A 25606-nucleotide genomic window follows, 5' to 3' on the forward strand; every position below is an offset into this window, starting at 1 on the left:
CGCCTAGCTAGACGAACGCCAGCAGGGCGGTCGCCAGGATCAGACCGCCCATGATCCAGTTCATCGCCCGCTCCGCGCGAGGCGACAGCCGCGCCTTGCCGACCGCGACGCCCAGCCCCAGCCAGGCCAGGTCGACAACCACCATCACGATCACGCAGATCCCCCACTTGATCCCCAGGTCGAGGGGCGGGCGCTGGCGGACGATGGGATAGGCGGCCATCAGCGAGGCGAAGGCGATATAGGCCTTGGGGTTGGTGACGCCCAGCAGCGCGCCGCCCAGCGCCGTCTCGGCGAGGTCGGAGGTCTTGGCCGCCTCGTGATCGCCGACCGGAGCGGTCGCGATCTTCCAGGCCAGGAACAGCAGATAGGCCGTGGCGACGATCGCCAGGGCGCGCTGGGCGAACGGCAGGGCCTGGACGGCCGAGAACAGGCCGGCCGCGGAAACGGCCGCCGCGACCGCCAGGCCCGCCTGCAGGCCGCCATAGAACCTCAGGCCGCCGATGAAGCCCTTGTGGCGTCCCACCGAGATCAGGGCGGCGATGCCCGGTCCCGGCGAGCCCAGCAGGACGATGGCCGCGACGGTGAACAGGGCGAGATTGGCTAGGTCGAGAAGCATCGGGAGGGCTCGGTCGAAAATCATATAAAGATATCCTTATATGATTTTCGAGAGCTGCGCCATGGAACGCCGGGTCAGGCGGAGCCGTTGATCGGGTCCAACCCAAGGACATTCAAAATGGCTGACAACACCGCGCCGCAAGACGGCTCGCGCCCCGGCGTGCTGGGCGACTTCTCCCAGGCCCAGGACCTGGGCCAGCCCGGCCATCCCGAGGACCGCGTCTCCGAGACCGACGTCAAGGAGGCCTTCCAGACCGAGAACACCCCGACCAGCCGGTCCGTCGAACCTCCGCCCGAGGGGGAAAAGCACGACCAGCTGGCCGAACATCTCGAGGCGGCCGAGGATCGTCAGGAAGCGCTGATCGACGAGAGCCTGGAAGAAAGCTTCCCGGCTAGCGATCCGCCCAGCGCCAAGCACATCACCTGACGCCGCCGGCCGCCCTGTCGCGGCCGATCATTTCCGAAACGCAACTTTGAGAGCGGGGCCGCAATCAATGCGCCCCGCTTTCGTCACCGCATCACGCGATTGCGGTCGCGCGGTGTCGCTCCGATGAACCTTCGCCATGCCCACCGTTCAGTCGAGGCTCAAGCGGCTCCGTCCATAACAGACACGTCAGGACGAGATCGCCGAACATGGCGGTCCGCTGGCAAGGAGACACGAGCCATGAAGAAGATCCTGACCGCCGCGATCGCGCTGTCCATCGTGGCTTCGGCCGGCGTCGCCAGCGCCCAGCCCGGCCCGCAACGTCCTGACCAACACCAGCAGCAGGGCTACAACGACCGTGGTCGCCACGACAACGATCGCCATGACCAGCGCCCCGGCGACAATCAGTACGAGCGTCACGCCAGCAAGCGCTACAAGGCCCCCGGCCGCTACCAGCCGCCGCGCGGCTACCAGGCGCGCCAATGGCATCGCGGCGACAAGCTGCCGGCCAACTATCGCGGCCGGGCCTATCAAGTCGACTACCGCCACTACGGCCTGGGCGCTCCGCCGCGCGGCTACCAGTACGTCCGGGTCAACAACGACGTGGTCCTGGCGGCCGTCGCCACCGGCGTCATCAGCTCGGTGATCTTCCAGCTGTTCCAATAGGCCAACGCAAAACGCCGCCCGGTCTCGACCGGACGGCGCCTTGCTGTTCTCAGTCCCAGTTCAGGACGCGGCCGTCGATCAGCGCCCGAATGCGCTGGGCGACCTCCTGATCGGGCTCCTTGGTCAAGGCGGTCTTCAGGACGAAGATCGCCTGCTCGGGCCATTGGGTGCGATCCCAGGCGTCCAGGGCGCGGTGGGCCATGTTGCGAGCCCGGATCGTCCGCCCCCGCAAACCCACCTCGACCAACGGCCAGCCCATTCCCGGAAAGCGCCTCAGGTCCTGCAGGATGAAATCGAGCGCGCTGTCGTCGGCGTAGTCTCTTCCCAGGCCCATCGCCATTCCCGGCCCTGATCCAACCCGATCCAGATCGAGTTGCTCGTGGGCCAGGGCGAGAACCTCCTGCACACGTACGGGGTCGTCGGTCCGCATCAGGAAGTACCATTCGTCGGAGCGCAGATCGCGCTGGCGACGCAGGTAATGCGGCCAGACATCCAGCCCCAACGCTTTCGCGACCTCGGCCGCCGGCCAGAAGTCCTGCCGGTCTTCGTTCAGAAGTCCCGCTTCCGCCAACTCCCGCCACTGTGGCCGGGCAAGAAAGGCCGCCGCATGGGTGCGGATCGCCCAGCGTCGCGCGGCCGTCCACGCAGCTTTGTCGCCTTCGATCCCCGCCTCGAAGCCCTGGATCGTCCGCACTTGCAGAAAACGACGCAAGTCCGTCGAGGGCAGGGCGGCGACATGCTCGACATAGAGCCGCGTCGCCTCGGCGCCGTGGGCGTAGTCGTCCATGTCTTCGGCGGGGCCGCCTTCGATCAGAGCGTCGAGCAGCGCGCCGGCTCCGTTCAGGAGAGCTTCGCTGGGCGCGGGCGCTTGCAAGGCGTCGAGCAGTCGGCCCTCGATCGCGCAGGCGTAGGCGATTTCCTCGGTCATGATGGTGTTGCTGTAGCCCTCCTCCAGCAGCCATCGCCGAAGGTCGGGGTCCTGGATATCGCGCAACCGTCGCACCGCTTGGATCCTGCCCCAGCCATGGGTCGATTGGGCCAGGGCCCAGATCGCCTGCTCTGAAGCGGCCGCATCGGGCAGCATGTGCGACATGGCCACGGCGCTGAACAGCGTCAGCTCCTCGTAGCGGCCGAGATGAAGCACCAGGTCGCGATCGACGGCGCGGGACGTCACGCCCAGCAGGCCGATGGCCAGCTTGACGGCCGACAGGTCAGGCGACTGGCGCGCGATGCGTCGGGCGACAGCGGCCACGGCGACAGGGTCCAGCTTGGTCTGGATCACCTGAGGCAGAAAGCCGTCGATCACGCCCAGCACGTCGGCGTCGGCCATCAAGCCGTGCAGATGCGCGAAGGCGTCCGCGCCGGGCTTGCGCACCAGCCTTCCCAGCGCGGCCAGCAGGGTTCGCGCCGAAATCTGCTTCGTCGAACGATCAGGCTCGCCAAACAGGGCGTCCTTGATCCCGGCCGCCCACTGAAGGTCTTCGGGCTCACCGGATTGATGCGCGTCCAGCTCCAGCTCCTGGTCGACCTTCTGGACGCCCATCGCCGAAGTGATCTGGTCGTAGAGGCTCGAGGCGTCCGCCGGCCATGGGGCGGGCAGGGCGTCGAAGGTCGGCGCGGCCCGGCGCCGGGCAAACGGATTGATGATCGGCATTCGCTTTCCCCAATCGATCGCCGGACGCTTTCGCGCCCGGCGATCTTCTAGCCCTTCACGCAAACGACCTGGCGCAGCGTGTGGACGATGTCCACCAGGTCGCTCTGGGCGGCCATGACGGCCTCGATGTCCTTGTAGGCCATCGGCGTTTCGTCGATCACGTCGGCGTCCTTTCGGCACTCGACGCCGGCGGTGGCGGCCACGTGGTCGGCGATCGTGAACCGCCGCTTGGCCTCGTTCCGGCTCATCGCCCGTCCGGCCCCGTGCGAGCACGTGCAGAACGAGTCCGGGTTGCCTCGGCCGCGCACGATGAACGACTTGGCGCCCATCGAACCCGGGATGATCCCCAGCTCTCCGTCCTTGGCCGAGACCGCCCCCTTGCGGGTGAGGAACACGTCCTTGCCGAAGTGCTTTTCCCGCGACACGTAGTTGTGGTGGCAGTTCACCGCATGCTCCGTGGTCACGAGGTCGGGGAAGGTCCGCTTCAGCACCGACAGCACCTGCTCCATCATCACCTCGCGGTTGGCCAGGGCGTACTTCTGCGCCCAGGACACGGCCCGCACGTAGTCGATGAAGCCCTCGCTGCCTTCGGCGAAGTAGGCCAGGTCCTCGTCGGGCAGGTTGATGTACCAGCGCCGCATCTCGTACTTGGCCCGCTCGATGAAGTAGGTCCCGAACCGGTTGCCGACGCCCCGCGAGCCCGAGTGCAGCATCACCCAGACGTCGCCGGCCTCGTCGATGCAGAGCTCGACGAAGTGGTTGCCGGTGCCCAGCGTGCCCAGGTGGCCGAAGCCGCGCGGGTGGGCCGCCTTCGGATGCCGGGCCACGACGTCGTCGTAGCCGGCCTTCAGGCCCGCCCACTTCTCGGCCGCGGCCGCCGGAGGCTCGACCTGCCAGGCGCCCTTGTCGTTGCGCCCGCCGTTGTCGGTCCGGCCGTGCGGCACCGCCGCCTCGATGTCCGAGCGGACGCCGAACAGGTTGTCGGGCAGGTGCTCGGCGCGGATCGAGGTGCGCACCGCCATCATGCCGCAGCCGATGTCGACGCCCACGGCGGCCGGGATGATCGCCCCCTTGGTGGGGATCACCGAGCCGACCGTCGCGCCCATCCCCCAGTGCACGTCGGGCATCACCGCCACGTGCTTGTGGATGAAGGGCAGGGCGGCGACGTTGCGCAGCTGCTTGAGGGCGGAGTCCTCGATGGGCACGCCTTGAGTCCACGCCTTGATCGGCGCGCCGTCGCTTTCGATGTGTGTGAAGCCGCTCATGGGCTTCTCCTTTTCCAAACCGCCCCTCCTGGCGACTTGGTCGGAGAACTTCCCGCACAAAACGAAGAAACCCCTCCGGCCAGGCCAGGAGGGGCTCCTACGAACATCCCGAGTTCAGATGAACCCTAGACCGGACCCCCTACCGACGCGCGCACGCCCATCCGTTCGACCTGACGGTCCAACAGATTGAGTGCGGGCGAATAGGTCTGGGCTTTGTGCGCCACGGGTCTCTTCCTTACGGGAGGCGGCCGATTACAGCGTTCGTCCAAGGCTGGGAAGGGGGCAGTGTTAAGGTTGTGCGAAGCGTGGCCTAAAAGCCACGCCTGATGTGACCCTCAGTGGTCAGCCGGCGGCGTCTGCGGCGCGTCGCCCTGCGACGGGCGGGCCTTCATCCTCGACATGCCCGTCTTCAGCTCGTCCAGGGTGATCTTTCCGTCGCCATCGGCGTCGGCCTTGGCGAAGCGTTCTTCCTTGCGGCCCGCGGCGACCCATTCGGCCTTGTCGATCCCGCCGTCGGCGTTCTTGTCCCAGGCCTTGTGGATCTTCTCGGGCGACGGCATCTGGGCCAGGGCCGAGCCGGCGGCCAGGGTGGTGAGGGTTGCGAGGGCGAGGGCGGCGATCTTGCGGCGCATGAGGTTTCCTTTTGGCGTGTCCCTTGGGCGACCATCAGCGCGGCATGTTGCGGCGGTATTACGGCCCGCGGCGCCCTTGCGGCGGTCGGCCGCCTAAAGGGTCACGCTGCCCGCGCGCTCGATCTTGATCTCGATCCAGCGCGGCTCGGCGAAGAGCAGGCCATAGGCCAGCAACGCCAGAACCAGCGCCGAGACCGACAGCCCGAGCACCTGTTTCCAGCTCACGCCCTAGTGCTTCCCGCGATCCCGGCCGAAGTTCGGTTCGGCGCTTTCCTGGCCGGCCGCCACGATGCCGCGGCGGATGGCGCGGGTGCGGGTGAAGTGGGCGTGCAGGGTGTCGGCGTCGCCCCAGCGGATGGCGCGGCTCATGGCCTGCAGGTCCTCGGTGAACCGGCCCAGCATCTCCAGCACCGCGTCCTTGTTGGCCACGAAGATGTCGCGCCACATGGTCGGATCGCTGGCGGCGATGCGGGTGAAGTCGCGGAAGCCCGAGGCCGAGAACTTGATCACCTCGCTCTCGGTGACGTTCTCCAGGTCGGCCGCGCTGCCGACGATCGTGTAGGCGATCAGGTGGGGCAGGTGGCTGACGACGGCCAGCACCAGGTCGTGGTGCTTTTCCTCCATCAGCTCGACCTGGGCCCCGAAGGCGCGCCAGAAGGCCGACAGCTTGGCGACGGCGGCGGCGTAGTGCTCGTCGTCGCTTTCGAAGGGCGTCAGGATCGTCCAGCGGTTCTCGAACAGCTCGGCGAAGCCGGCGTCGGGGCCCGACTGTTCGGTGCCGGCGATCGGGTGGCCGGGGATGAGGAACACCTGGGCCAGGGCCTCGGCATGGGCCCGGAAGGCCTCGGCGACGTTGGCCTTGGTCGAGCCGACGTCGGTCAGGGTGGCGCCGGGCTTCATGTGCGGGGCCAGGGCCGCGACGATCTCTGGCGTCGACAGCACCGGAGTGGCGATCACCACCAGGTCGGCGTCCTTGACCGCGTCGGCGATGTCGTCGGTCACATGGTCGGCGATGCCCAGTTCGACGACGCGGGCCCGATGGCTGGCGCTGGCGTCGGCCACGGTGATTTCGCCCACCACGCCATGGGCGCGGGCCGCGCGGATGATCGAGCCGCCGATCAGGCCGCAGCCGATCACGGTCATCTTCGGATAGAGGATACCGGGATGGCTCATCGGGTCACGAACTCGCGCAGGAGCTCGACCACGGCGCGGTTGTGCTCTTCCAGGCCCACGGTGACGCGGATGGCGTTGGGCAGGTTGTAGTTGGCCACGGCGCGGACCAGATAGCCCTTCGACGCCAGGAACGCCTCGGCCTCCGGGGCGGTCTTGCCGGGCGTGACCGGGAAGTTGATCAGCACGAAATTGGCGGCCGAGGGCGTGACCTCCAGGCCCAGGCCGCCGACCTGCTGGGTCAGCCAGGCGCGCCACTGCTCGACCAGGGCGACCGAGCGCTGCTGGAACTCGATGTCGGCCAGGGCGGCGATGGCCGCGTCCTGGGCCGGGATCGAGGTGTTGAACGGCGGGCGGATGCGCTCCAGAGGATCGATGATCCCGGCCGGTCCATACGCCCAGCCCACGCGCAGGGCGGCCAGGCCGTGCAGCTTGGAGAAGGTGCGCGTGACGATGACGTTCTCGGCCGTGCGGGCCAGGTCCAGCCCGTCCTCGAAGCGCGGATCGGTGCAGAACTCGGCATAGGCGCCGTCCAGCACCAGCACCACCGACGGCGGCAGGGCCGCGTGCAGGGCGCGGATCTCCTCGCCCGTCAGCCAGGTGCCGGTGGGGTTGGCGGGGTTGGCGATGAACACCAGGCGGGTGCGCTCGTCGACGCACTTGACGATCTCGTCGACGTCGACGCGCTGGCCCGGCTCCTTGGCGAAGCGGACCTCGCCCTGGCAGGCGCGCGCGCCAATGGCGTAGGCGGCGAAGCCGTGCTCGCCCTGGACGATATTGTCGCCCGGCTCCAGATAGACCTGGTTCAGCAGGGCGAAGATCTCGTCCGAGCCGTCGCCCAGGGTGATGCGCTCGACTTCCAGGCGGTAGTGGGCGGCCAGGGCGGCGCGCAGGGCCGCGCCCTTGCCGTCGGGATACATGTGCATCCGGTCGACCGCGTCGCGATAGGCGGCCTTGGCCTTGTCGCTGCTGCCCAGGATGTTCTCGTTGCTCGACAGCTTCACCGGATGGGCGACGCCCTCGATCTTCGACTTGCCGCCCACATAGGCGGCGATGTCGAGGATGCCCGGCTTGGGCGTGGGGCGCGGCGCGGCGAAGCGGTCGGTGGTCGGAGCGGTCATCTGGAAACTCGGCAGGCGAAGGCGGTCTTCTTACACGTCGAAGGGTGTCGGCGCAGCCCCGATGACGCCCGTAAGGGAACCGGGGGCGCGAGCCAGGCGCTCGTCGCCGGCCTGGTAGAAGCCCAGCAGCGAGAACAGCTTCAGCCCGCCGGCCTCGGCGACCAGCTCCGCCGCCACGCCGTCGGTGGACAGGGCGTCGATGATCACGCCCGCGCCCTTGGGGCTGTCGGTGACCCAGAAGGTCTGGTCGCCGCCGGTGGGCTCGACCTCGACCTCGGCCACGGCGAACGCCACCTGGGGCCCCCAGCTTTCCAGGCAGGGCAGGGCGGCGAAGATCTTCAGCTTCGGCTCGGCCAGCAGACGGCCCCACCAGGCGCTGTCCGGGGCCAGGGCCAGGACGCTGACGCCCCACGGGGTCTTGGCGGCGGCCAGGGCGTCCTTGTCGGTGGCGACCACGGTCATCGGCGGCGCGACGCCGAAGCGCAGGCGGGTCAGTTCAACGGCGCGGGCGGGATTGGGGCCGCCCCAGACGGTCAGGTGATAAGGGCCCTGGCGGGTCAGGCTGTCGGACATCAGCTCGCGCCAGATGCGGATGACCAGGGCGTCGCTGGCGGCGGTGCGGGGGGCGGCCAGCAGCTTGCGGACGATCAGGGCCTCGCGGCCGGGGCGCAGGCCAAAGCCGGTGTCGCCGGCCGCCTGCTTGGCCGCCGCCACGGCGCGCGCCAGGCCGGCCCGCTCGTCCAGCAGAGCCAGAAGCTCACCGTCGATGGCGTCGATACGCCATCGGACCTCATCCAGCGAAGGCGTCGCGTCGCCTGCGTCGCTACCCATGATTTATCCCCGAAATTGGAGGCCGGACCATAGACTTTGCCGCCGGAGGCGCAATAGGGCGCGTTCCTGGGAATAAACTTGCGCTCGGAGAACCTTGGTCACGCACAATGGATGCACGAGTCCGTGGCGTTTTCGATGCTCTCGGTGTCGCTAGTGACGGTTGTGTGTCGCGACGCGATACGTCTTGCTTGAATTCTGTGTCGCGCCATGATACGTTTTGCGTCCAGGGGCGGACGACGCGAATGGCGATCCACAGCTTCAGGGACGAGCGGGCGAAGGCGATCTTTGACGGGGTCAATCCCGGCAAGGGTTTCCCTTCCGACCTACTGCGTCCGGCCAAGCGGAAACTGGAGATGCTGCAAGCGGCGACCGTTCTGGACGATCTCCGCGTTCATCCGGGCAACCGTCTGGAGGCGCTTTCGGGCGATCGGGCGGGACAGCATTCAATCCGTGTGAACGACCAGTTTCGTCTGGTGTTCAGGTGGACCGAGGCTGGCCCGGCCGACGTGGAGTTTGTCGATTATCACTAGTGAGGTTCGAGAAACCTCTGGGCTACCGAGCGGCATAAGGCCGCGAGTGTTGCGGCCTATGCCGCTGGGACCAGGGAGATTGCGATGACCAACATCGCCGACTCCGCAGATCCTCTCGCCCCGGTTCATCCGGGCGAGATTCTGCTGGAGGAGTTCATCAGGCCGTTCGGCCTTTCGCCGGGAAAGACGGCGACGCGTCTGCACATCGCACGGCCACGTATCGAGAAGCTGGTGCGCGGCCAGACACCGGTGACCGTCGATACGGCGCTGCGCCTGGAAAAGCTGTTCGGCGCCACTGCGCAGTTCTGGCTCAATCTCCAGACCCGCTACGATCTGGAGATGGCTAAGCGGACGCTGACGGACGACATAGCCACGATCGAACCGATCGAGGCGGCAGCTTAGCAGCCGAGTTAGTACACCCGCGGCGCCGGGCCCGTGTCGAACAGGCCGAGCCGCGTGCGGCCGTTCTCGAACTTCAGGGTGGCCGACAGGGTCGGGTCGCGGCCCAGGGCCTGGGCCACCGCCGCTGCGGCGGCTTCAGGGCTCTTCAGCGTTTGGCCGGGCGTCGGGATCTCGCGGACCGTGACGTCCAGCGCGCCGCGCAGGCGGCCGTCGTCGTCCACCGTCAGCGCCCCGGACTTGGCTTCCAACAGCGCCTCGCCGGCGTTCAGCTTGCCCTGCTGGACAGTCAGGGTGCCGCCGGCGTCGGACCAATCGTTGACCGCGTCGGACCAGCTGGTCCCGTGCAGGGCGCTGATCTTGCTGACCTTGGAATCCCAGATCAGGTCGGCGGTGCGGTCGGCGGCGATGCGGCCCAGCAGGCCGGTGAACCGGGCCTTGGCGCCCTTGGCCTCGAAGAAGATCGCGCCCTGGTCGTCGGGACCGGGGCGAACGTGCAGTTGCAGGCCCGCCGTCGACAGCAGCGGGAACGGCGCGGCGCCGGCGACCGGGGTGAAGACCAGGTTCGCGCCCTCGACCGAGATTCGCGGCGGATACTGGTCGAAGCCGGCGAAGCTGGCGCGCAGGGCCTGGCCCGTGATGGCCACGTCGCCGTTGATCGGCCGGGTCATGACCACGCCCTGGGGCGCGACGACCACCCAATGGCCGATGTCGTAGGCGTTGGCCTCGCCGTTCAGTTCCGGCGCCCGCAGGGCCCAGCCCGAGGGCTCGGCGACCCGGGCGTTGACCAGCTTGACGTCCATGCGGAACGGGTAGCCGCTGAACGTCCGGCTTTCCCACGACATGTCGTAGCCGCGCGATTTCAGGGACAGGGCGGTGGCGTCCATCCGCTGCTCGGCCTGGCCGCGCAACCACAGCCAGCCGATGCTCCATCCGATGGCGACGATGGCCAGGATGACGAAAGGGGCCAGCAGACCGCGACGCCGGGGCTTGCGGGACTGGGCGGCGGCGTTATGGGTCATGGAATGGGCGGCTCCGGTCGGGAACAGTGATGAGCTTGGTAGACAACGGGGCAGGCAGCGAAGACCGCTGGGTGTTCGGATATGGATCGCTGATGTGGCGGCCCGGGTTCCCGTTCATAGAGCGAAGAACGGCCGTGCTCCATGGGCGCCGCCGGGCCTTCTGCATCTATTCGGTCCACCACAGGGGCACCTACGAGCGGCCGGGGCTTGTGCTGGGCCTGGCGCCGGGCGGCGCGGTGCGCGGCGTGGCCTATAGCGTGGCCGCGGCGGAATGGCCCGAGGTCTACGCCTATCTGCGCGAGCGCGAGCAGCCGACCGAGACCTATTTCGAGGCTTGGTCCGATCTGAAGATTGACGGAAACGGCAAGGTGAAGTCGCTGGTCTTCCTGTCGGACATGAAGCACGCCCAGTGGGCGGGGGCGCTGACCCTGGACCAGCAGGCCGAGTTGATCGCCGGGGCCACCGGGCTGTCGGGCCGCAACATCGACTATCTGCGCGACCTGGTGATGCACCTGCGCGAGGACCGCGTACGCGACCACGCCATGGAGGCGCTGCTGAAGATGGTCGAGGCGCGCGAGGCGGCCTAGGGCCGGCCGGCCCGCAAGGCTTCCAACCGACCGTAGACGTCCGCCAGTCGTCGCTCGCAAATCTCGCGCAACGCCGGCGTCGCCGCTTGCTGCTTGTCCTGGGCGTCAGGGGCGAAGGCTTGCTCGGGCGTCTTGGCGTCGCGGACGGTCGCGGCGCGCATGGCCTGGGATTCGGCCTCCGAGGACGTCACTCCGAAGTGCGGCAGGACTTCCGTGAACAGCGCCTCGGGGAGCTGGCGGTAGTTCACCAGCCGTCCGCCGCCCGCCGGATAATGACGCGCCGCGCCTCCGCAGACCGCCGCCAACACCCGGGCGCAGTAGTCGTCGCTGGGCACGCCGTCCGGCAGGTCGATCCCGAAGGTCGACGGCGGGACCAGGCTGGGCACCATCTGGACGCCCCGTCGCCGGGTCTGCGAGACCAGCACCTCGACCGGGTCGCGATACAGGAACACCCAGGGCGTGTCGGGAAAGGCGCGTCGGAACAGCGGCAGGTCCAGGCTGTGCCAGCAGTCCAGCTTGAGGAACAGGCGGGTCTCGCCGTTCCGCGCCTGGCCCACGGCGGCGACCATGGCGCGCAGCAGGGCGACCTTGGCCTCGTCGTCTAGATCGGCGCGGCGGACGATCGCGTTGATCGGGGCGGCCTCGGACAGCACGACATTGGCCGGGGAGGCGGCCAGCATCTGCGCCGCCAGGGTCGAACCGCAGCGCGACATGTGGAAGATCAGGCCGGCGGGTTCCCGGGCGGGCAAGGCGTCGGCCCAGGCCGCCAGGTCGCCGAGCGGCGTACGGACGCCGAACAGCCGGCTGAAGGGCAGATGGCGTTGGCGGGTCACGGAGTCGTGGAAGAACGACTCGGTCAGGCGTCGCCGGCCGAAGCGAAGCCAGGCGACGGTGGCGGGGGCGTCGATCTGGGCGAGGTCGACGGGCAGCCAGCCTGGCGAGGGCTTGAAACCGTCGACCAAAGGCGGTCGAGGCGGGGCATAGAGCAGGTCCTTCACCGCCTCGGCGTCCAGGTCGAGGTCCCTGGCCCTTGCCGCCTCGGCCAGCCGCGCGGCGAAGACCGCGAAGTCCTCGATGTCGCCCAGTTCGTCCTGGAGAGCAGGATCCGGCAGGACCATGGCGCGCAGGGACAGCAGCGCGTCCACCGCCGGCGTCTTGGTCTCCAGGCTCGCCGGCATCGCCTCTCCCGTCAGCACTTGTGACGCCGCTCGCGGCTCGATAGCGTCACTGGATGGCGTTCCCGGACAGATTGCAACTGCCGCTGAGCTTCGATCCGGCCCTGCTGCGGCGCGACCTGGACGCCCTGTCGGCCACGCCCTGGACCGCGCACTTCGTCGAGCAGAACTACGAGGGCGACTGGAGCGTGATCCCGTTGCGCTGCGCGGCGGGCGAGACCCATCCGATCCGGATGATCTATTCGGACCCGACGGCCACGACCTTCGTCGACACGCCCATGCTGGCGGCCTGTCCCTATTTTCGCGCGGTGATCGCCGCGTTCGCCTGCCCGGTGCGCAATGTGCGGCTGATGAGGCTGACGCCGGGGTCGATCATCAAGGAGCACACCGACCTTGACCTTGGCGTCGAGGGCGGCGAGGCGCGTGTCCATATCCCGGTGACCACCAGCCCCGATGTCGAATTCCTGCTCAACCGCACCCGGGTGCAGATGAAGCCGGGCGAAACCTGGTACCTGCGCTTGAGCGACCCGCACGCCGTGGCCAATCGCGGGACGAGCGACCGCGTGCACCTGGTGCTGGACCTGGTGGTCGACGACTGGCTGACGGGGTTCTTCGACGAGGCCCTGGCGGAGGCCTAGAGGCCCTCGTCCTCCAGGGCCTTGGTCGCCGTGTCGATGCGGGTCTGCAGCTCGCGCATGAATTCGCCGCGCTTCAGGCCGGCGGGGATCGGGGGCAGGTATTCGAAGACGATCGTGCCGGGCGGCATCAGGAACTTGCCCCGGGGCCAGTGGACCCCGCAGTTCAGGGCCATCGGCGTGACCGGCAGGTTCAGCTCGCGATAGAGCGCGGCGATGCCGGGCTTGTAGTCGCCGGGCTGGCCGACCGCGCCGCGCGTGCCTTCGGGGAAGATCACGACCTGGCGGGTTTCCTTCATGCGGTCGACGGCGTCGCGCACCAGCTTCTTCAGCGCGGTCGAATGGCCGGCGCGGTCGACGACGATCATGCCGGCCTTCAGTCCGTGCCACCCGAACAGCGGCACCATCAGCAGTTCCTTCTTCATCACGAAGCAGGCGTCGGGCAACAGGGCGAACTGGCTGAAGACGTCGAACATCGACTGGTGCTTGGGCGCGACCAGCGCCGGCCCGGTCGGCCGGTATTGCTCGCCGCGCACCTCGACCTTGATGTCGGCCAGCCAGCGCAGGCCCCAGATCAGGCCCTTGGACCAGGTCGACAGCGACCAGGTGTTGGCGCGGCGGGGAAGGGGATAGGTGACGATCATGCCGATGGCCCAGGCCGCCGACCACAGCCAGAAGAACAGCTGGAACAGGAACGAACGCAGATAGATCAAGACGCTTCCTTCGCCGGAGCCGGTCCGGCCTTTTCCTTGGGACCCAGGCTGAGGAACGCCTCACGGCCCAGGATCGCCAGGTACTTGCAGTATTCCACGATCATCCGCCGGGCGCTCGTGCCGCCTTTCCACCAGCGGTGGGCGTTCAGGCTCTCGGTGACCACGGGGTAGGGGTGCAGCTCCACGTCGGGCATGGCGGCGTGCAGCTCCAGCATCGAGCGCGGCATGTGGTAGTCGGCGGTGACCACGATCAGGCTGTGATAGTCCTTGGCCTTGGCCCACTCGGCGGACTCGCTGGCGTTGCCGACGGTGTCGGCGGCCGCGTAGCCCAGGTCGATGCAGCATTCGTAGATCGGCCGCACGGCCTTGGTCACGCCCAGCACGTCTTCGCGCGAGGCTTCCCGGTTGACGCCGGAGATCAGCAGGCGCTTGCCCTTGCCGGCTTCCAGCAGCTTGGTCGCCGCCTCCAGCCGCAGGTTCGAGGCGCCGGTCAGCGCCACCACCCCGTCCGACACCGGCGGTTCGGCGGGCGGCGTGGATTGGTCGACGCGGCTGGTGAAGGCCAGCAGGCCGACGAACCAGACCATCACCAGGATCAGCAGCGCTGCGATGCTCTTCACGGCATGCCTCTCAACAGGCGCAGGGAAGCGGCGCGGGCCGCGATCCCGGCCACCAGCGCCGCCACCAACGGGCAGGGCAGGGGCGCCAGAAGATCGATCCAGGCCAGCGGCAGGACCGGCGTCAGTCCCTGGCCGCCCCCCGCGAGCCGCGCCGCCGCCCCGATCATGGCCGCGCTGGCCCCGCCCAGCAAGCCGGCGATGAAGGCCATGCCCGCGAAACGGTTCTGGAACAGGTTGGCGATGAAGCCGTCCTCGGCGCCGGACAGGTGCAGCACCTCGACGATGTCGTGGCGCGCGGTCAGGGCGGCGCGGGTGGCGAACACGATCACGGCGGCGGCCGCCGTGGCGATCAGGGCGAACACGCCGATGGCGGCCCAGCCGGCCAGGCGCGCGGCGTGCTCGATGTCGGCGATCCAGCGGCTGTGGTCGTCGACCACGGCGTCGACATTGGCCTCCTTCAGCGCCTTGGTCAGGGCGGCGGCGGTGGCGGGGGCCTTGGGATCGAGGTCCAGGGTCACCAGGCGCGGCACGGGCAGGTCGGCGATCAGCGCCTCGCGGCCGATCCACGGCTCGAGCAGGGCCTCGGCCTTGTCCTTGGGCAGGGCGCGGGCCTCGCTGACGCCCTTGACGCCCGACAGGGTCTCGGCCGCGCGGGCCGCGGCGCTGTCGGGGCTTTCGCTGGCGCGGGGGCGGACCACCACGGTGGCCGAGCCCGTCAGTTGGGCGGTCCAGCCGGTGGCGGCGCGGGTCGAGGCGATCGCCGCCAGGGCCGTCAGGCAGGCCAGGAAGCACAGCACCGCGACCACGAACAGCAGCGAGCCGTCGCGCGCGTCGCGCGGCGGCAACAGCTTGCCGGGCTTCCAGCGGGCGACGGAGAACTCGCTCACGCGTCGTCCTCCTCGTCTTCGTAGTTGTCGTCGTCCTCGTAGGCGTAGGCCTGGCCGGGGTCCTCGTCGGCGAAATCGACCAGGCGGCCCTGCTCCAGATGCAGGGTGGGGCGGTTGGCGCGCGCCACCAGGTCCTCGTCGTGGGTGGCGATCAGCACCGTGGTGCCCAGGCGGTTCAGTTCGACAAATAGTCGCAGCAGGCGCAGCGACATGGCCGGATCGACATTGCCGGTCGGCTCGTCGGCCAGCAGCACGTCGGGGCGGTCGACCACGGCGCGGGCGATGGCCAGGCGCTGCTTCTCGCCGCCCGACAGGGTGGCGGGCAGGGCGTGCATGCGGTCGCCCAGGCCCACCCACTGCAGCAGCTCGGCGACGTCCTCGCGATAGGTGTTGGGCTTGCGGCCGGCGATGCGCAGCGGCAGGGCGGCGTTGTCGAACACCGACAGATGGTCCAGCAGGCGGAAGTCCTGGAACACCACCCCGATGCGGCGGCGGATGAACGGCAGGTCCTCGGGCCGGGTCAGGCTGATGTCGCGGCCGAACAGCTCCACGCGGCCTCGTGACGCACGGTGGGCCAGGTAGATCAGCTTGAGCAGCGAACTCTTTCCCGCGCCCGACGGGCCGGTGAGGAAATGGAAAGACCCTGGGTGTAGGGTGAACTTGAGATCGCTGAGCGTTTCCGGCCCGCGTCCGTACCGCATCGAAACACCTTCGAAGCGGACGACCGGGGCGGTGTCGCCATCCTGGACGTCATCGATGCGCAAGGGTGTGTCGCTGGGTCGTGTGGACATGGCTGGCAAAATCGGCGACCTCGTGTGTAGGAGCGGGGAGCGTCCGATTCGCGGCCATGATACTGACCTGCCCAGAGTGCGCCAGCCGCTATTTCGTCGATGACTCCAAGGTCGGCGCGGCTGGCCGTGTCGTGCGCTGCGCCTCCTGCGGCGCGCGCTGGACGGCGCGCAACGAAGAAGCCCTGGATCTGTTCGAAGAGCCTTCGGCCGCCGACCTGGCGGGCGAACCGAACCTGACCGCGCTGGACGGCGCATCCAACCCTTCCGACGATCCCGAGACCCCGGTCGACCAACTGCCTGGCGAGGAACTGCCCAAGGTGTTCCGGGCCCGAGCCGACGCCGAGCGCCGCCTGAAGGAAGCCAAGACCACGGGCATCATCTGGGGCGGCATGGTCGCCGTCATGGTGCTGCTGCTGGTGAGCGCCGGCGTGTTTCGCATGAATGTCGCCCACCTGTGGCCCCGCACGGCGGGCGCCTACGCCTTCGCCCGCATGCCCGTGAACAACGTCGGCCTGGTGGTCGAGGACCTGAAGGCCGAGCCGACGATGCAGAACGGCCACGCGGCCATCACCATCACCGGCGTGCTGCGCAACATCACCGATCATCAGGTCGTCACGCCGCCGCTGCGCGTGGCCCTGCTGAACGAGAACGGCAAGCGGGTGGCCGGGAAGCTGGCCGCCGCCGCCGATCCGCTGATTCCGCCCAGCCAGACCCGGCACTTCTCGGTGACCCTGCTGGACCCGCCCCGCACGGCCAACACCCTGGAAATCGGCTTTGCCCTGGAGCCCGGCGCGGCCAAGCACGCCGGTCCGGCGGGCCATGTCGAGAAGGTCTCCAACCCCGAGGCGCCCTCATTACGCGGGGCCCAGGACCAGCCGGCCGAGCTGGCGGCGGGCGCGGAACCCGCGGCTCACGAGGCGCAAGGGGCTGGACATGAGCCCCCTGGTCATGAGACCGGAGCGGTCGAACCGGCCCCGGCCGACCATCATTGACCAAGAAATCCTGAAATGACCGAACGCCCCGCCCCCGAAGTCCTGATTTCTCAGGAAGAAATCGCCGAGCGGGTGGAAGCCCTGGCCAAGGCCATCGCCCCGCGCATCGACAACGACACCGTCGTCGTCTGCCTGCTGACGGGCGGCCTGTGGTTCGCCGCCGACCTGACCCGGGCCCTGTGGCGCGCCGGTCGCGACGTCCGCTTCGACGCCCTGTGGCTGGCCTCCTACCATGACGAGCGCAAGAGCTCGGGCCGCTGCGAGGTCCGCGCCGACCTGCAGCGCCCGCTGATCGGCCGCCGCGCCCTGGTGGTCGACGACGTGCTCGACACCGGCCTGTCGCTGGGCGAGGCCGCCAAGCTGGTCAAGGACGCCGGCGCCAGCGAAGTTCTGACCGCGGTCTTCGCCCGCAAGCCCTGGGACAAGCCGCGCATCGAGCCCGATTTCATCGCCTGGGAAGCCCCGGCCCGCTACCTGGTCGGCTACGGCCTGGACGACGAAGGCAAGAGCCGCGGCCTGCCGTACATCGGCGCGATGGACTAAGACTCTCTAGGACCTCCCCCTGTGGGGGAGGCGGCGCGAATGCGCCGGTGGGGGGAGAGGACCCACCTTACGCAAGCTCCCCCCTCCGTCGGCTGCGCCGACACCTCCCCCACAGGGGGAGGGCTTTAGTCAGGCCGCCCGCCGGTCCGTGCCCTGACCCTTCTGACCCACGTCGAAGATATCCACCCGCGCCGACAGCTCCCGGCTTTCGACCTGCAGCGTGTGGGCCGCGGCGGTGGTCTCCTCGACCATGGCGGCGTTGCGCTGCACGACGCGGTCCATCTCGGCCATGGTGGTGTTGACCTCGCCCAGGCCCTGGGCCTGATCCTGGGCCGAGCGGGCGATGGCGGTGACCTGCTGGTCGATCCTGGCCACCACGTCGACGATCCGCCGCAGGGCCTCGCGGGTGCGGCCCACCCGCTCGACGCCGGCCGCGACCTGGGCGCCGGACTCGTTGACCAGGCCCTTGATCTCCTTGGCCGCGTCGGCCGACCGCTGGGCCAGGGCCCGCACCTCTTGCGCCACCACCGCGAAGCCGCGGCCGGCGTCGCCCGCGCGAGCGGCTTCGACACCGGCGTTCAGGGCCAGCAGGTTGGTCTGGAAGGCGATCTCGTCGATCACCCCGATGATCTGGCCGATCTTGCCGGACGACGCCTCGATCAGGGTCATGGCTTCGACCGCCTCGGTGACCACTGGGTCGGAGCGCTCGACCTCGGAACGGGCCGAGGCGGCGGCCGCGTTGGCCTGGTGGGCGCCTTCGGCGGTCGAGCGCACGGCGGCGGTGATCTGGTCCAGGGCGGCGGCGGTCTGCACCAGGCCGGCGGCCTGCTGTTCGGTGCGGTCAGCCAGTTCGTCGACGGCGCGGGCCATGTCGACCACGCCGGCGCTCATGCTGGACGCATTGCCGGTGATCTCGCGCATGGCGGCCTGCAGCTTTTCCATCGCGCCGTTGAAATCGGCGCGCAGCGGTTCGTAGCGGACGGCGAAGGGCTGGGTCAGGCGGCAGGTCAGGTCGCCGCGCGACAGCCGGGCCAGGCCGGTGGCGACGGTGTCGACCACCAGGGCCTGTTCGGCCTCCAGCGCCGCCTTCTGGGCGGCCTGCTCGGCGTTGTCGGCGTCGCGGGCGTCGCGGGCGGCTTCGGCGGCGGCGTTGGCCGCGTCGGCCTCGCGCGCGGCGGTCAGGGCCTTGTCGGTGCGGGCGTTGACGGTGACGAACAGCCGCGAGACGCCGGCCGTCAGCCAGATCAGCGACCAGGCCGTGACCAGGGCGACCCCGGCGTTGAAGGCGATCCGCAGGGGCGTGACCGCGCCCAGCATCAGCAGGTTGGGCGCGAGGATCGAGGCCCCGACGTCTACGGCGACGACGCTGGCCGCGCCGACCGCCACCACCCGCCAGTCGCCATAGGCCACCAGCAGGGCCAGGGCGGCCAGATAGGCCATGCGCACGTCCGTCTGCCAGGCGTGGCCGGAGAAGGCGGCGATGAACAGCGTGACCTGGCCGACCAGGCTGATGGCGGTGGAGATCCGCTGGGCGGCGCTGTCGCGCCAGACGGCGAAACCGCCCCAGGCCATGGCGCCGAACGCCACCGAACCCAGCGCCAGCCCCAGCACGGGCCCGCCGGCGAACAGGCGAGCCGCCGGGACCAGCAGGATCATCCCGGCGATGCACGCCAGGACCAGATGACCCCCGACGCGCCGCTGGGCCTCGATGCTGTCGAACTCGATCATGCGGCTACTCCACTCTACCAAAACGCCCGGTGACGTTTCGGCGGTGGAGGTTAATCCCCTGTAACGAGTAGGGGCTTTCCGGCTTAGGTACGAATACCTAGACCCAGTCTCCTAAACCCAGTCCGGCGTCACGTCCCGCTCGAGCATTTCCTCGTACGACGGCCGCGCGCGGATCACCGCGAACCGGTCGCCGTCGACCAGCACTTCGGGCACCAGCGGACGGGTGTTGTACTCGCTGGCCATGGCCGCGCCGTAGGCTCCGGCCGACATGAAGGCCACCAGGTCGCCGGGCCCGAACGGCGGCAGGGCGCGGTCGCGGGTGAAGGTGTCGCCGGTCTCGCAGATCGGACCGACGACGTCGTAGGTCGTCTCGCCGCCGCGCTTGATGACCGGCCGGATGTCGTGGAAGGCGTCGTACATGGCCGGCCGCACCAGGTCGTTCATGGCCGCGTCGATGACCAGGAACTTGCGGCCTTCCGGACGCTCGTGGACGTGGATGACCTCCGACACCAGCACGCCGGCGTTGGCGGCGATGACGCGACCGGGCTCGAAGGCCAGCGTCACGGGCAGGCCCTTGGTGACCTCGCCGACCATCTTGGCGAAGTCCGCCGGCGACGGCGGTTCGGGGTGGTTGAAATAGGGCACGCCCAGGCCGCCGCCCAGGTCCAGCCGTTCGACGTGCAGGCCTTCGCCCAGCAGCTGTTCGACAAGGCCCCGCATCTTGGTGAAGGCCTGGCGCATCGGCGTCAGGTCGGTGATCTGGCTGCCGATATGGCAGGCCACGCCGATCGGCTCGAGATTGGCGTTGTTGCTGGCGTTGGCGTAGAGGCGCGCGGCCTCGGCGAACGACACGCCGAACTTGTTCTCGGACTTGCCGGTGGCGATCTTGGCGTGGCCGCCGGCCGCGACGTCGGGATTGACCCGGAACGCCACCTTGGCCTTGACGCCGAGCTCCGCCGCGACGGCCGCGATCAGGTTCAGCTCGGGCTCGGACTCGACGTTGATCTCGGCGACTCCGGCCCGCAGCGCGAAGGCGATCTCGCCGCGCTTCTTGCCCACGCCGGAGAACACGATCCGTTCGCCGGGGATGCCGGCGGCCAGGGCGCGGCGGACCTCGCCCTCCGAGACCGTGTCGGCGCCGGCGCCCAAATCGCCCAGCACCTTCAGCACCGCGACGTTGGAATTGGCCTTCACCGCGTAGGCGATCAGCGGGTCGGCGACACCGGCGGCGGCCAGGGCGTTGCGGAACACCGTGAAGTGCCGCTCCAGGGTGGCGCGGGAATAGACATAGACCGGCGTGCCGACCTGCGCCGCGATGCGCGCCAGGGGAACGCCTTCGCAGGCCAGGCCCTCGGGGCCGTATTCAAAATGGTTCACGAGAAGCCTAGTTGGGCTGCGAGCTGGGGAAGCCGGCGCCCGACGGGCCGCCGAAGGGGTCGGACTGGGTGCCGCCCAGGGGCGCGGATCGGGTCGTGCGGTTGCTCGACGCCGGATCCATGTTCTCCTGGGTCCCATTGGGGCGGGCCGGCTGGTTGGCGGTGGCCGAACCCTTGCGGCGCTCGGCCTCGTAGGCGGCCTTCTTCTGGGCGTTCCACAGCGGGGCGGGACGCTCCAGCTCGGCCTGCTTGCCGCAGGCGGCGGCGGTCAGGGCCAGGGCGGCGATGGCGAGAACGGTGAGAGGGCGGATCATCCGAGCAGTTCCTTCCAACGCGCGATCTGGGCGCGAACCTGGGCGGGAGCGGTCCCGCCATAACTCATCCGGCTGGCCGCCGAGGCGGCGGGCGTGAGCACGGTGTAGATCTCAGAGGTGATGCGCGGCTCGATCGCCTGCAAGTCGGCAAGCGCCAGTTCCGCCAGATCCACGCCCTTGGTCTCCGCCGCCTTCACGGCCGAGCCTGTCACGTGGTGGGCGTCGCGGAAAGGCATGTTCAGTTCGCGGACCAGCCAATCGGCCAGGTCCGTCGCCGTCGAGAAGCCCGCGCCGGCGGCGGCGGCCATCTTCTCGGTGTTCGGGGTCAGGTCGGCGACCATGCCGGCCATGGCCAGCAGGGAAAGCTCCAGGGCGTCGAACGCCTCGAAGGTCGGGACCTTGTCCTCCTGCATGTCCTTGGAATAGGCCAGCGGCAGGCCCTTCATGACCACGGTCAGGGTGGTGAGCGAGCCCAGGATGCGGCCGACCTTGGCGCGGATCAGCTCGGCCGCGTCGGGGTTCTTCTTCTGCGGCATGATCGAGCTGCCGGTCGTGAAGGCGTCGGTCAGCTTGATGAAGCCGAACATCGGCGTCGTCCACAGCACGATCTCCTCGGCCAGGCGCGACAGGTGCGTGGCGGTGATCGAGGCGGCCGACAGGGCCTCCAGGGCGAAGTCGCGGGCCGAGACGCTGTCCAGCGAGTTGGCGGTCGGGCGGTCGAAGCCCAGGGTCGCGGCCGTCTGGTGGCGGTCGATCGGGAAGGGCGAGCCGGCCAGGGCGGCGGCGCCCAGCGGACACTCGTTCATCCGGGCGCGGGCGTCGCGGAAGCGCGAGGCGTCGCGGCCGAACATCTCGACATAGGCCATCAGGTGATGGCCGAAGGTCACCGGCTGGGCCGGCTGGAGGTGGGTGAAGCCCGGCATCAGGGCGTCGGCATGGGCCTCGGCCTGGGCGACCAGGGCGCGCTGCAGCGCCTCCAGCTGGCCCGCCGAACGCTCGCAGGCCTCGCGCACCCACAGGCGGAAGTCGACGGCCACCTGGTCGTTGCGCGAGCGGGCGGTGTGCAGCCGACCGGCCGTCGGGCCGATCAGTTCGCGCAGCCGCGCCTCGATGTTCATGTGGATGTCTTCGTATTCGTCGCGGAACGGGAAGGCCCCGGCGGTGATCTCGCCCTCGATGGCGTCCAGGCCCTTGAGGATTTCCTCGCCGTCCTCCCTTGCAATCACGCCTTGGCTGATCAACATCCGCGCATGGGCGCGGGAGCCCGCCAGGTCCTGCGCCCACAGGCGCTTGTCGAAGCCGATGCTGACATTGATCGCCTGCATCAGCTCCGCCGGCTTGGCCGAGAACCTGCCGCCCCACATGGCTTGGCCCTGGCCGTTCGCGGCGGGCTTATCAGAGGCGTTGTCGGTCATATGAGCGAATTCCAGTCGGACAGGGAAGAAGCCGCGCGCAAGCTCGGCCCGCTGAAGTGGGTGATCGGCGCCGTTCTGCTGATCGGCGTCGCGGCGGTTCTATACGTCATCGCTTCGGCTTCATTCAAACCCGCAGGCGCTCTCGACCTCAACGAATTCAAGAAAGCGTCCTTAGTAAAGCTGGACGTCCCCGCCCAGCCGCGCGCCGCGCCGGCCACGGTGTTCACCGACGGGGCCGGAAAGCCCCACACCCTGGCCGATTTCAAGGGCCAGGTCGTGGTCATGAACCTCTGGGCCACCTGGTGCGCGCCCTGCAAGGCGGAGATGCCGACCCTGGCCAAGCTGCAGGCCGCCTACGCGACCCAGCCGCTGAAGGTGCTGCCGATCAGCGTCGACCGCGACAGCGACCTCAACCTGGTCCAGGCCGAGATGGCCGCCAACCCGCCGCTGCAGGTCTGGCGCGACCCGGGCTACAAGCTGTCGTTCCAGTTGGACCCGCGCGCCGCCGGCTATCCGACCACCGTCATCTACGACAAGCAGGGCCGCGAGCGCGCCCGGATGGCGGGTCCCGCCGAGTGGGACAGCCCGGAAGCCCGCGCCCTGGTCGAGGCCCTCCTGCGCGAGCACTGACCCAAAAGCCGAGAAAACGGGGGCTGCACGCTTAAGCATACCGATGTTTTTTGAATTGACCCCTCAACGGGTGCGTGTCCACTGTGCCGTGCAATCCTGGATTTGGGCCTGCGAACGCTACCCGGACGACTGAGATTGTTACCCGCCCGCTTGTCCGGGCATCGATAGGCTTGGGTCTAGGGAGATATCCACATGGCGACCGGCGTGGTGAAATGGTTCAACGGCACCAAGGGCTTCGGCTTCATCCAGCCCGATGACGGCGGCAAGGACGTGTTCGTCCACATCAGCGCCGTCGAGCGAGCGGGCCTGCGCAGCCTGGACGAAGGCCAGAAGGTCAGCTTCGACACCGCCGAGGAGCGCGGCAAGATCGCGGCGAACAATCTGAAGCCGCTCTAGGCTCGAACTTCGGGCGATTTCGCTCGATATGCGAATTTGAAGGGCGCTGGCTCCAACGAGCCGGCGCCCTTCTGCTATGTAGGAATCGATGACCGTCGATCCCCGTCTCCTCGAAACCGTCGCCGATCGCGCCTGGCCGGCGCGCCGGAGCGGGGCGCTGGGCGGTTGGCGGCTGAACGCCTCGGACGGCTGGTCGCTGCGCATCAACGCCTGCTGGCCGCTGGGCGAGCCCGATCGGCCGATCGACGAGGCCATCGACGCGGCCGAGGCCTTCTACGCCGCCCGAGGACTGCCCGCCCGCTTCAAGCTGTCGGACGGGGCGGTGGTCCCGGCCAACCTGTCCGAACACCTGCGCGCCCGCGGTTATCGGCCGACCCACGGCACCCTGGTGATGGTGGGCGAGGCCTCGGGGATGATCGCGGGGGCGACGGACGTGGCCGTGATCCTGTCCGACGCGCCGGACCCGGCCTTCGAGGCCGTGCTGACCGCCAGCGCCGCCGGCAACGCCGCCGAGGCCCGCGAGCGGATGGACGCCCTGGCCCGCATCCCCGCGCCGGCCCGCTTCGCGCGGCTGGACCTGGGCGGCGAGGTCGCGGCCCTGGGGGCCAGCGCCATCGACGGCGAGTGGGCGGGGATCTTCGGCATGCGCACCCTGCCGGGCCATCGCCGCAAGGGCTTGGCCAGCCGGGTCCTGGCGGCCCTGCTGCACGAGGCCCGTTCGCTCGGCGCCCGCCGCGCCTATCTGCAGGTCGAGGCCGACAACGCCCCGGCCATCGCGCTCTACAGCGGCCTGGGGTTCGTGCCGGCCTACGGCTATCGCTACTGGGTGGTCGAATAGTCGTCAGACGGCCCGCTTGATGATCGCCGCGAACAGGGCGACGCCGGCCACGGCCAGCAGCAGCGACATGAACAGCACCGACCGGCCCAGGCGGAACGCGCCGGTCGTCTGCACATTGCGGATCGTCACCCAGTAGTCGAGCACGCCCAGCACCATGCAGGCGGTGCCCATCGCGACCAGGAACAGGCCGACCCTCTGCGGGCTTTCGGGACGCGCGAGGGCGCCCGCCTTGGCGGCGGTCTCCAGGAACTTGTAGATCGTGAACCCGAAGCTGAGCATCGACAGCGAGGTGCGCAGCCAGGCCATCAGCGTCCGGTCCGCCGCCAGCACGGTGCGCATCGCGCCGAGATCGGCGGGCAGGGCGGGCGCGCGATGCGTGGGGCTGTCGGTCATGGCGATCTCTATTTCGGATAGAGGAAGGTGGCGATAAATCTCAGGCCCCATTCCGGTCCGACCCCGTCCTGGGCCGCATAGCCCCGCACGCCGCCGCCCAGCGACACCCGTTGGCCGCCGAACTTGTAGACCTGGCTGACCGTCAGGTTGATTGGCACCGTCCAGCCCTTGGTCTTCCAGTTGTAGGTGCTCTCGGCGTTGATCCCGAAGGTCGTCGCCTGGGGCGTGGTGTAGCTGAGGAAGGGCTGGATGAAGGTCTGGCTGACGTCGGGCCGGTCGTGGTCGCCGGCGTCGGCGAACGACCAGATGTGGTTGGCCAGCACGCCGTAGGTGTAGCCGTGCTGCTGCTTGAGCACCAAGGCGGTGGGGCCCGCGCCCCATTTCTTCGTGCCGAGGTCGGACTCGCCCGTCGGCCACAGGATGGCGGGGCCGACGGCCCAGACCAGGCCGTCGTGCTCGGCCTTCGGCGAGAAGAAGAAGCTCTGGGTGGTGTCGCTGAGGCCGAACGCCGTGTCGTCGCCGGGATAGGCGTGCTCCTTCTTCACCACCGGCACGATGGTGCGGACGATCAGGTTCCAGTCCTGGTTCAGCGAGAAAGGGACCACCGGCTGGATGTTGAGCGTGTAGCGGCCGCCGTCCTCGGTGCCGTAGCAGCAGTCGTAGTTCTGCTGGAACGGCACGCTGATCAGGTTGGCGACCGGATTGGACAGCTTCTTGGCCAACTCGGCGCTGTCGTCCTGGGCGTTGGCCAGGGCGGGGGCGAGGCAGCAGGCGAGCGTGGCGAGCTGGAGCGGCCGGCGACCGTGGCGCCGAAGAGAAGAGCGACGCTGATGCACTGTAGAGCCTCCACCGGGGCGGTACGAACCCTGGAGCGACTATCCGGTCCGCCACAGGGACGCGCCATGGTGCGGAGTCCCATTGGCGCATCGGAAATCCCCGGATAGGGCGCCGGGAGATGTGCTGGCGGGGATGGAGCGGCTTGCGTCCCCGTCGGGGTCGCGAAGAATCCCAACGATCCCAATGGCCTTCAGAAAAAGCAGCGTCACCGGTCCTCGGCGCTGAAACCGCCCGTATCCTGATCTCACCTCGTTGCAGGGAAAGGGCGCATGGCCAGCGACCGATGCGGCGGCGGGGGGCGATCGAGCGGGACTGGGCTGGAGGGGGTTACTTCAGCGTGTCCGGGGACTCCCATCGTTGGGGAGCCCGCCCGCCGTCGGCGTCGAACGGGGACAAAGCGCGTGTAT

31 protein-coding genes are annotated in these 25606 nt (G+C 69.2%); 11 read left to right on the forward strand and 20 right to left on the reverse strand.

The window, feature by feature from the left end; translation table 11 throughout:
* Positions 1-7: 7 nt before the first annotated feature.
* Positions 8-616, reverse strand: a complete 609-nt coding sequence (locus AC1DMQ_RS20590; RefSeq protein ID WP_477035417.1) for a LysE family translocator — start codon at positions 614-616, stop codon at positions 8-10.
* A gap of 117 nt (positions 617-733) precedes the next feature.
* Here AC1DMQ_RS20590 and AC1DMQ_RS20595 point away from each other — a divergent pair, with 117 nt between their 5' ends.
* Together AC1DMQ_RS20595 and AC1DMQ_RS20600 are read left to right on the forward strand one after the other, a co-directional pair.
* A complete protein-coding gene (locus tag AC1DMQ_RS20595; protein ID WP_477035418.1) occupies positions 734-1042 on the forward strand; it encodes a hypothetical protein in 309 nt (102 codons plus the stop codon).
* A gap of 237 nt (positions 1043-1279) precedes the next feature.
* Positions 1280-1705 carry an RcnB family protein gene (locus tag AC1DMQ_RS20600; protein WP_477035419.1) on the forward strand — a complete coding sequence of 142 codons (426 nt, stop codon included), beginning with the start codon at positions 1280-1282 and terminating at the stop codon, positions 1703-1705.
* A 49-nt stretch (positions 1706-1754) separates the two neighbouring features.
* Here AC1DMQ_RS20600 and AC1DMQ_RS20605 read toward each other — a convergent pair whose 3' ends face one another.
* The 7 genes from AC1DMQ_RS20605 to AC1DMQ_RS20635 all read right to left on the reverse strand — a co-directional run bounded on the left by AC1DMQ_RS20605 (position 1755) and on the right by AC1DMQ_RS20635 (position 8378).
* Positions 1755-3359 carry a hypothetical protein gene (locus AC1DMQ_RS20605; RefSeq protein ID WP_477035420.1) on the reverse strand — a complete coding sequence of 535 codons (1605 nt, stop codon included), beginning with the start codon at positions 3357-3359 and terminating at the stop codon, positions 1755-1757.
* A 47-nt stretch (positions 3360-3406) separates the two neighbouring features.
* Positions 3407-4624, reverse strand: coding sequence for an RtcB family protein (locus tag AC1DMQ_RS20610; protein WP_477035421.1), 1218 nt, complete (start codon positions 4622-4624; stop codon positions 3407-3409).
* A gap of 335 nt (positions 4625-4959) precedes the next feature.
* A complete protein-coding gene (locus AC1DMQ_RS20615; RefSeq protein WP_477035422.1) occupies positions 4960-5256 on the reverse strand; it encodes an EF-hand domain-containing protein in 297 nt (98 codons plus the stop codon).
* A 93-nt stretch (positions 5257-5349) separates the two neighbouring features.
* Positions 5350-5481: a hypothetical protein gene (locus AC1DMQ_RS20620; protein ID WP_477035423.1), complete on the reverse strand. Its 132-nt coding sequence runs from the start codon at positions 5479-5481 to the stop codon at positions 5350-5352.
* A 3-nt stretch (positions 5482-5484) separates the two neighbouring features.
* The gene (locus AC1DMQ_RS20625; RefSeq protein ID WP_477035424.1) at positions 5485-6429 is read right to left on the reverse strand and encodes a prephenate/arogenate dehydrogenase family protein; all 945 of its coding nucleotides are present in this window, start codon (positions 6427-6429) and stop codon (positions 5485-5487) included.
* Positions 6426-7547 carry a histidinol-phosphate transaminase gene (gene hisC / locus AC1DMQ_RS20630; protein WP_477035425.1) on the reverse strand — a complete coding sequence of 374 codons (1122 nt, stop codon included), beginning with the start codon at positions 7545-7547 and terminating at the stop codon, positions 6426-6428. The genes AC1DMQ_RS20625 and hisC overlap by 4 nt, the downstream gene beginning before the upstream one ends.
* Before the next feature lie 30 nt (positions 7548-7577).
* Positions 7578-8378, reverse strand: coding sequence for a chorismate mutase (locus AC1DMQ_RS20635; protein ID WP_477035426.1), 801 nt, complete (start codon positions 8376-8378; stop codon positions 7578-7580).
* 242 nt (positions 8379-8620) lie between these two features.
* On the opposite strand from AC1DMQ_RS20635, the gene AC1DMQ_RS20640 reads away from it, so the two are divergent.
* The gene (locus tag AC1DMQ_RS20640; protein WP_477035427.1) at positions 8621-8908 is read left to right on the forward strand and encodes a type II toxin-antitoxin system RelE/ParE family toxin; all 288 of its coding nucleotides are present in this window, start codon (positions 8621-8623) and stop codon (positions 8906-8908) included.
* 84 nt (positions 8909-8992) lie between these two features.
* On the forward strand, positions 8993-9310 hold the full coding sequence (locus AC1DMQ_RS20645) for a HigA family addiction module antitoxin (RefSeq protein ID WP_477035428.1): 318 nt from the start codon (positions 8993-8995) through the stop codon (positions 9308-9310).
* Between the two features lie 8 nt (positions 9311-9318).
* On the opposite strand, the gene AC1DMQ_RS20650 is transcribed toward AC1DMQ_RS20645, so the two are convergent.
* Positions 9319-10329 (reverse strand): DUF2125 domain-containing protein, encoded by a 1011-nt coding sequence (locus AC1DMQ_RS20650; protein ID WP_477035429.1) that lies wholly within the window; start codon positions 10327-10329, stop codon positions 9319-9321.
* 29 nt (positions 10330-10358) lie between these two features.
* Between AC1DMQ_RS20650 and AC1DMQ_RS20655 the strand changes: the two genes are divergently transcribed.
* Positions 10359-10916 carry a gamma-glutamylcyclotransferase gene (locus AC1DMQ_RS20655; RefSeq protein WP_477035430.1) on the forward strand — a complete coding sequence of 186 codons (558 nt, stop codon included), beginning with the start codon at positions 10359-10361 and terminating at the stop codon, positions 10914-10916.
* On the opposite strand, the gene AC1DMQ_RS20660 is transcribed toward AC1DMQ_RS20655, so the two are convergent.
* The gene (locus tag AC1DMQ_RS20660) at positions 10913-12094 is read right to left on the reverse strand and encodes an aspartyl beta-hydroxylase (RefSeq protein WP_477035431.1); all 1182 of its coding nucleotides are present in this window, start codon (positions 12092-12094) and stop codon (positions 10913-10915) included. The two genes, AC1DMQ_RS20655 and AC1DMQ_RS20660, sit on opposite strands and share 4 nt — an antisense overlap.
* A gap of 53 nt (positions 12095-12147) precedes the next feature.
* Here AC1DMQ_RS20660 and AC1DMQ_RS20665 point away from each other — a divergent pair, with 53 nt between their 5' ends.
* Complete coding sequence (locus tag AC1DMQ_RS20665) at positions 12148-12729, forward strand: aspartyl/asparaginyl beta-hydroxylase domain-containing protein (protein WP_477035432.1); 582 nt, start codon at positions 12148-12150, stop codon at positions 12727-12729.
* Here AC1DMQ_RS20665 and AC1DMQ_RS20670 read toward each other — a convergent pair.
* From AC1DMQ_RS20670 to ftsE, 4 genes are read right to left on the reverse strand one after another with little or no spacing between them, the layout of a single operon-like run.
* The gene (locus AC1DMQ_RS20670) at positions 12726-13439 is read right to left on the reverse strand and encodes a lysophospholipid acyltransferase family protein (RefSeq protein ID WP_477035433.1); all 714 of its coding nucleotides are present in this window, start codon (positions 13437-13439) and stop codon (positions 12726-12728) included. The two genes, AC1DMQ_RS20665 and AC1DMQ_RS20670, sit on opposite strands and share 4 nt — an antisense overlap.
* Entirely contained in the window at positions 13436-14059 is a 624-nt protein-coding gene (locus AC1DMQ_RS20675; protein WP_477035434.1) for a YdcF family protein, read from the reverse strand. The genes AC1DMQ_RS20670 and AC1DMQ_RS20675 overlap by 4 nt, the downstream gene beginning before the upstream one ends.
* Positions 14056-14946 (reverse strand): cell division protein FtsX, encoded by an 891-nt coding sequence (locus AC1DMQ_RS20680; RefSeq protein WP_477035435.1) that lies wholly within the window; start codon positions 14944-14946, stop codon positions 14056-14058. Before AC1DMQ_RS20680 ends, AC1DMQ_RS20675 begins: the two co-directional genes overlap by 4 nt.
* The gene (gene ftsE / locus AC1DMQ_RS20685; RefSeq protein WP_477035436.1) at positions 14943-15710 is read right to left on the reverse strand and encodes a cell division ATP-binding protein FtsE; all 768 of its coding nucleotides are present in this window, start codon (positions 15708-15710) and stop codon (positions 14943-14945) included. The genes AC1DMQ_RS20680 and ftsE overlap by 4 nt, the downstream gene beginning before the upstream one ends.
* Before the next feature lie 83 nt (positions 15711-15793).
* Between ftsE and AC1DMQ_RS20690 the strand changes: the two genes are divergently transcribed.
* Positions 15794-16729 (forward strand): MJ0042-type zinc finger domain-containing protein, encoded by a 936-nt coding sequence (locus AC1DMQ_RS20690; RefSeq protein ID WP_477035437.1) that lies wholly within the window; start codon positions 15794-15796, stop codon positions 16727-16729.
* A 15-nt stretch (positions 16730-16744) separates the two neighbouring features.
* The gene (locus AC1DMQ_RS20695; RefSeq protein ID WP_477035438.1) at positions 16745-17272 is read left to right on the forward strand and encodes a phosphoribosyltransferase; all 528 of its coding nucleotides are present in this window, start codon (positions 16745-16747) and stop codon (positions 17270-17272) included.
* Between the two features lie 129 nt (positions 17273-17401).
* Here the strand turns inward: AC1DMQ_RS20695 and AC1DMQ_RS20700 are convergent, their stop codons facing one another.
* From AC1DMQ_RS20700 to argH, 4 genes are all read right to left on the reverse strand, one after another.
* Positions 17402-19000, reverse strand: a complete 1599-nt coding sequence (locus AC1DMQ_RS20700; protein ID WP_477035439.1) for a methyl-accepting chemotaxis protein — start codon at positions 18998-19000, stop codon at positions 17402-17404.
* A gap of 111 nt (positions 19001-19111) precedes the next feature.
* Entirely contained in the window at positions 19112-20377 is a 1266-nt protein-coding gene (gene lysA / locus AC1DMQ_RS20705) for a diaminopimelate decarboxylase (RefSeq protein ID WP_477035440.1), read from the reverse strand.
* 7 nt (positions 20378-20384) lie between these two features.
* Entirely contained in the window at positions 20385-20690 is a 306-nt protein-coding gene (locus AC1DMQ_RS20710) for a hypothetical protein (protein ID WP_477035441.1), read from the reverse strand.
* Positions 20687-22105, reverse strand: a complete 1419-nt coding sequence (argH, locus tag AC1DMQ_RS20715) for an argininosuccinate lyase (RefSeq protein WP_477035442.1) — start codon at positions 22103-22105, stop codon at positions 20687-20689. The genes AC1DMQ_RS20710 and argH overlap by 4 nt, the downstream gene beginning before the upstream one ends.
* Between argH and AC1DMQ_RS20720 the strand changes: the two genes are divergently transcribed.
* From AC1DMQ_RS20720 to AC1DMQ_RS20730, 3 genes are all read left to right on the forward strand, one after another.
* The gene (locus tag AC1DMQ_RS20720; protein WP_477035443.1) at positions 22106-22735 is read left to right on the forward strand and encodes a TlpA family protein disulfide reductase; all 630 of its coding nucleotides are present in this window, start codon (positions 22106-22108) and stop codon (positions 22733-22735) included.
* Positions 22736-22927: 192 nt separating this feature from the next.
* Positions 22928-23131: a cold-shock protein gene (locus AC1DMQ_RS20725; RefSeq protein WP_056723728.1), complete on the forward strand. Its 204-nt coding sequence runs from the start codon at positions 22928-22930 to the stop codon at positions 23129-23131.
* Between the two features lie 88 nt (positions 23132-23219).
* On the forward strand, positions 23220-23969 hold the full coding sequence (locus AC1DMQ_RS20730; protein ID WP_477035444.1) for a GNAT family N-acetyltransferase: 750 nt from the start codon (positions 23220-23222) through the stop codon (positions 23967-23969).
* 3 nt (positions 23970-23972) lie between these two features.
* Here AC1DMQ_RS20730 and AC1DMQ_RS20735 read toward each other — a convergent pair whose 3' ends face one another.
* Together AC1DMQ_RS20735 and AC1DMQ_RS20740 are read right to left on the reverse strand one after the other, a co-directional pair.
* On the reverse strand, positions 23973-24362 hold the full coding sequence (locus AC1DMQ_RS20735) for a YidH family protein (protein ID WP_477035445.1): 390 nt from the start codon (positions 24360-24362) through the stop codon (positions 23973-23975).
* A gap of 8 nt (positions 24363-24370) precedes the next feature.
* Positions 24371-25198: a hypothetical protein gene (locus tag AC1DMQ_RS20740; protein ID WP_477035446.1), complete on the reverse strand. Its 828-nt coding sequence runs from the start codon at positions 25196-25198 to the stop codon at positions 24371-24373.
* Positions 25199-25606: the final 408 nt, after the last annotated feature.

It is taken from the genome of Caulobacter sp. 05L422 (assembly GCF_056397765.1).

Bases quoted from the DNA above. Each gene is read 5' to 3' on its own strand.
- AC1DMQ_RS20610 (WP_477035421.1), bottom strand. From the start codon at position 4,624: ATGAGCGGCTTCACACACATCGAAAGCGACGGCGCGCCGATCAAGGCG.
- hisC (WP_477035425.1), bottom strand. From the start codon at position 7,547: ATGACCGCTCCGACCACCGACCGCTTCGCCGCGCCGCGCCCCACGCCC.
- AC1DMQ_RS20720 (WP_477035443.1), top strand. From the start codon at position 22,106: ATGAGCGAATTCCAGTCGGACAGGGAAGAAGCCGCGCGCAAGCTCGGC.
- AC1DMQ_RS20640 (WP_477035427.1), top strand. From the start codon at position 8,621: ATGGCGATCCACAGCTTCAGGGACGAGCGGGCGAAGGCGATCTTTGAC.
- AC1DMQ_RS20650 (WP_477035429.1), bottom strand. From the start codon at position 10,329: ATGACCCATAACGCCGCCGCCCAGTCCCGCAAGCCCCGGCGTCGCGGT.
- AC1DMQ_RS20725 (WP_056723728.1), top strand. From the start codon at position 22,928: ATGGCGACCGGCGTGGTGAAATGGTTCAACGGCACCAAGGGCTTCGGC.
- AC1DMQ_RS20730 (WP_477035444.1), top strand. From the start codon at position 23,220: ATGACCGTCGATCCCCGTCTCCTCGAAACCGTCGCCGATCGCGCCTGG.
- AC1DMQ_RS20605 (WP_477035420.1), bottom strand. From the start codon at position 3,359: ATGCCGATCATCAATCCGTTTGCCCGGCGCCGGGCCGCGCCGACCTTC.
- AC1DMQ_RS20635 (WP_477035426.1), bottom strand. From the start codon at position 8,378: ATGGGTAGCGACGCAGGCGACGCGACGCCTTCGCTGGATGAGGTCCGA.
- AC1DMQ_RS20595 (WP_477035418.1), top strand. From the start codon at position 734: ATGGCTGACAACACCGCGCCGCAAGACGGCTCGCGCCCCGGCGTGCTG.
- AC1DMQ_RS20700 (WP_477035439.1), bottom strand. From the start codon at position 19,000: ATGATCGAGTTCGACAGCATCGAGGCCCAGCGGCGCGTCGGGGGTCAT.
- AC1DMQ_RS20655 (WP_477035430.1), top strand. From the start codon at position 10,359: ATGAGCTTGGTAGACAACGGGGCAGGCAGCGAAGACCGCTGGGTGTTC.
- AC1DMQ_RS20735 (WP_477035445.1), bottom strand. From the start codon at position 24,362: ATGACCGACAGCCCCACGCATCGCGCGCCCGCCCTGCCCGCCGATCTC.
- AC1DMQ_RS20645 (WP_477035428.1), top strand. From the start codon at position 8,993: ATGACCAACATCGCCGACTCCGCAGATCCTCTCGCCCCGGTTCATCCG.
- AC1DMQ_RS20600 (WP_477035419.1), top strand. From the start codon at position 1,280: ATGAAGAAGATCCTGACCGCCGCGATCGCGCTGTCCATCGTGGCTTCG.
- AC1DMQ_RS20625 (WP_477035424.1), bottom strand. From the start codon at position 6,429: ATGAGCCATCCCGGTATCCTCTATCCGAAGATGACCGTGATCGGCTGC.
- AC1DMQ_RS20590 (WP_477035417.1), bottom strand. From the start codon at position 616: ATGCTTCTCGACCTAGCCAATCTCGCCCTGTTCACCGTCGCGGCCATC.
- AC1DMQ_RS20665 (WP_477035432.1), top strand. From the start codon at position 12,148: ATGGCGTTCCCGGACAGATTGCAACTGCCGCTGAGCTTCGATCCGGCC.
- AC1DMQ_RS20615 (WP_477035422.1), bottom strand. From the start codon at position 5,256: ATGCGCCGCAAGATCGCCGCCCTCGCCCTCGCAACCCTCACCACCCTG.
- AC1DMQ_RS20695 (WP_477035438.1), top strand. From the start codon at position 16,745: ATGACCGAACGCCCCGCCCCCGAAGTCCTGATTTCTCAGGAAGAAATC.
- AC1DMQ_RS20660 (WP_477035431.1), bottom strand. From the start codon at position 12,094: ATGCCGGCGAGCCTGGAGACCAAGACGCCGGCGGTGGACGCGCTGCTG.
- argH (WP_477035442.1), bottom strand. From the start codon at position 22,105: ATGACCGACAACGCCTCTGATAAGCCCGCCGCGAACGGCCAGGGCCAA.
- AC1DMQ_RS20710 (WP_477035441.1), bottom strand. From the start codon at position 20,690: ATGATCCGCCCTCTCACCGTTCTCGCCATCGCCGCCCTGGCCCTGACC.
- AC1DMQ_RS20690 (WP_477035437.1), top strand. From the start codon at position 15,794: ATGATACTGACCTGCCCAGAGTGCGCCAGCCGCTATTTCGTCGATGAC.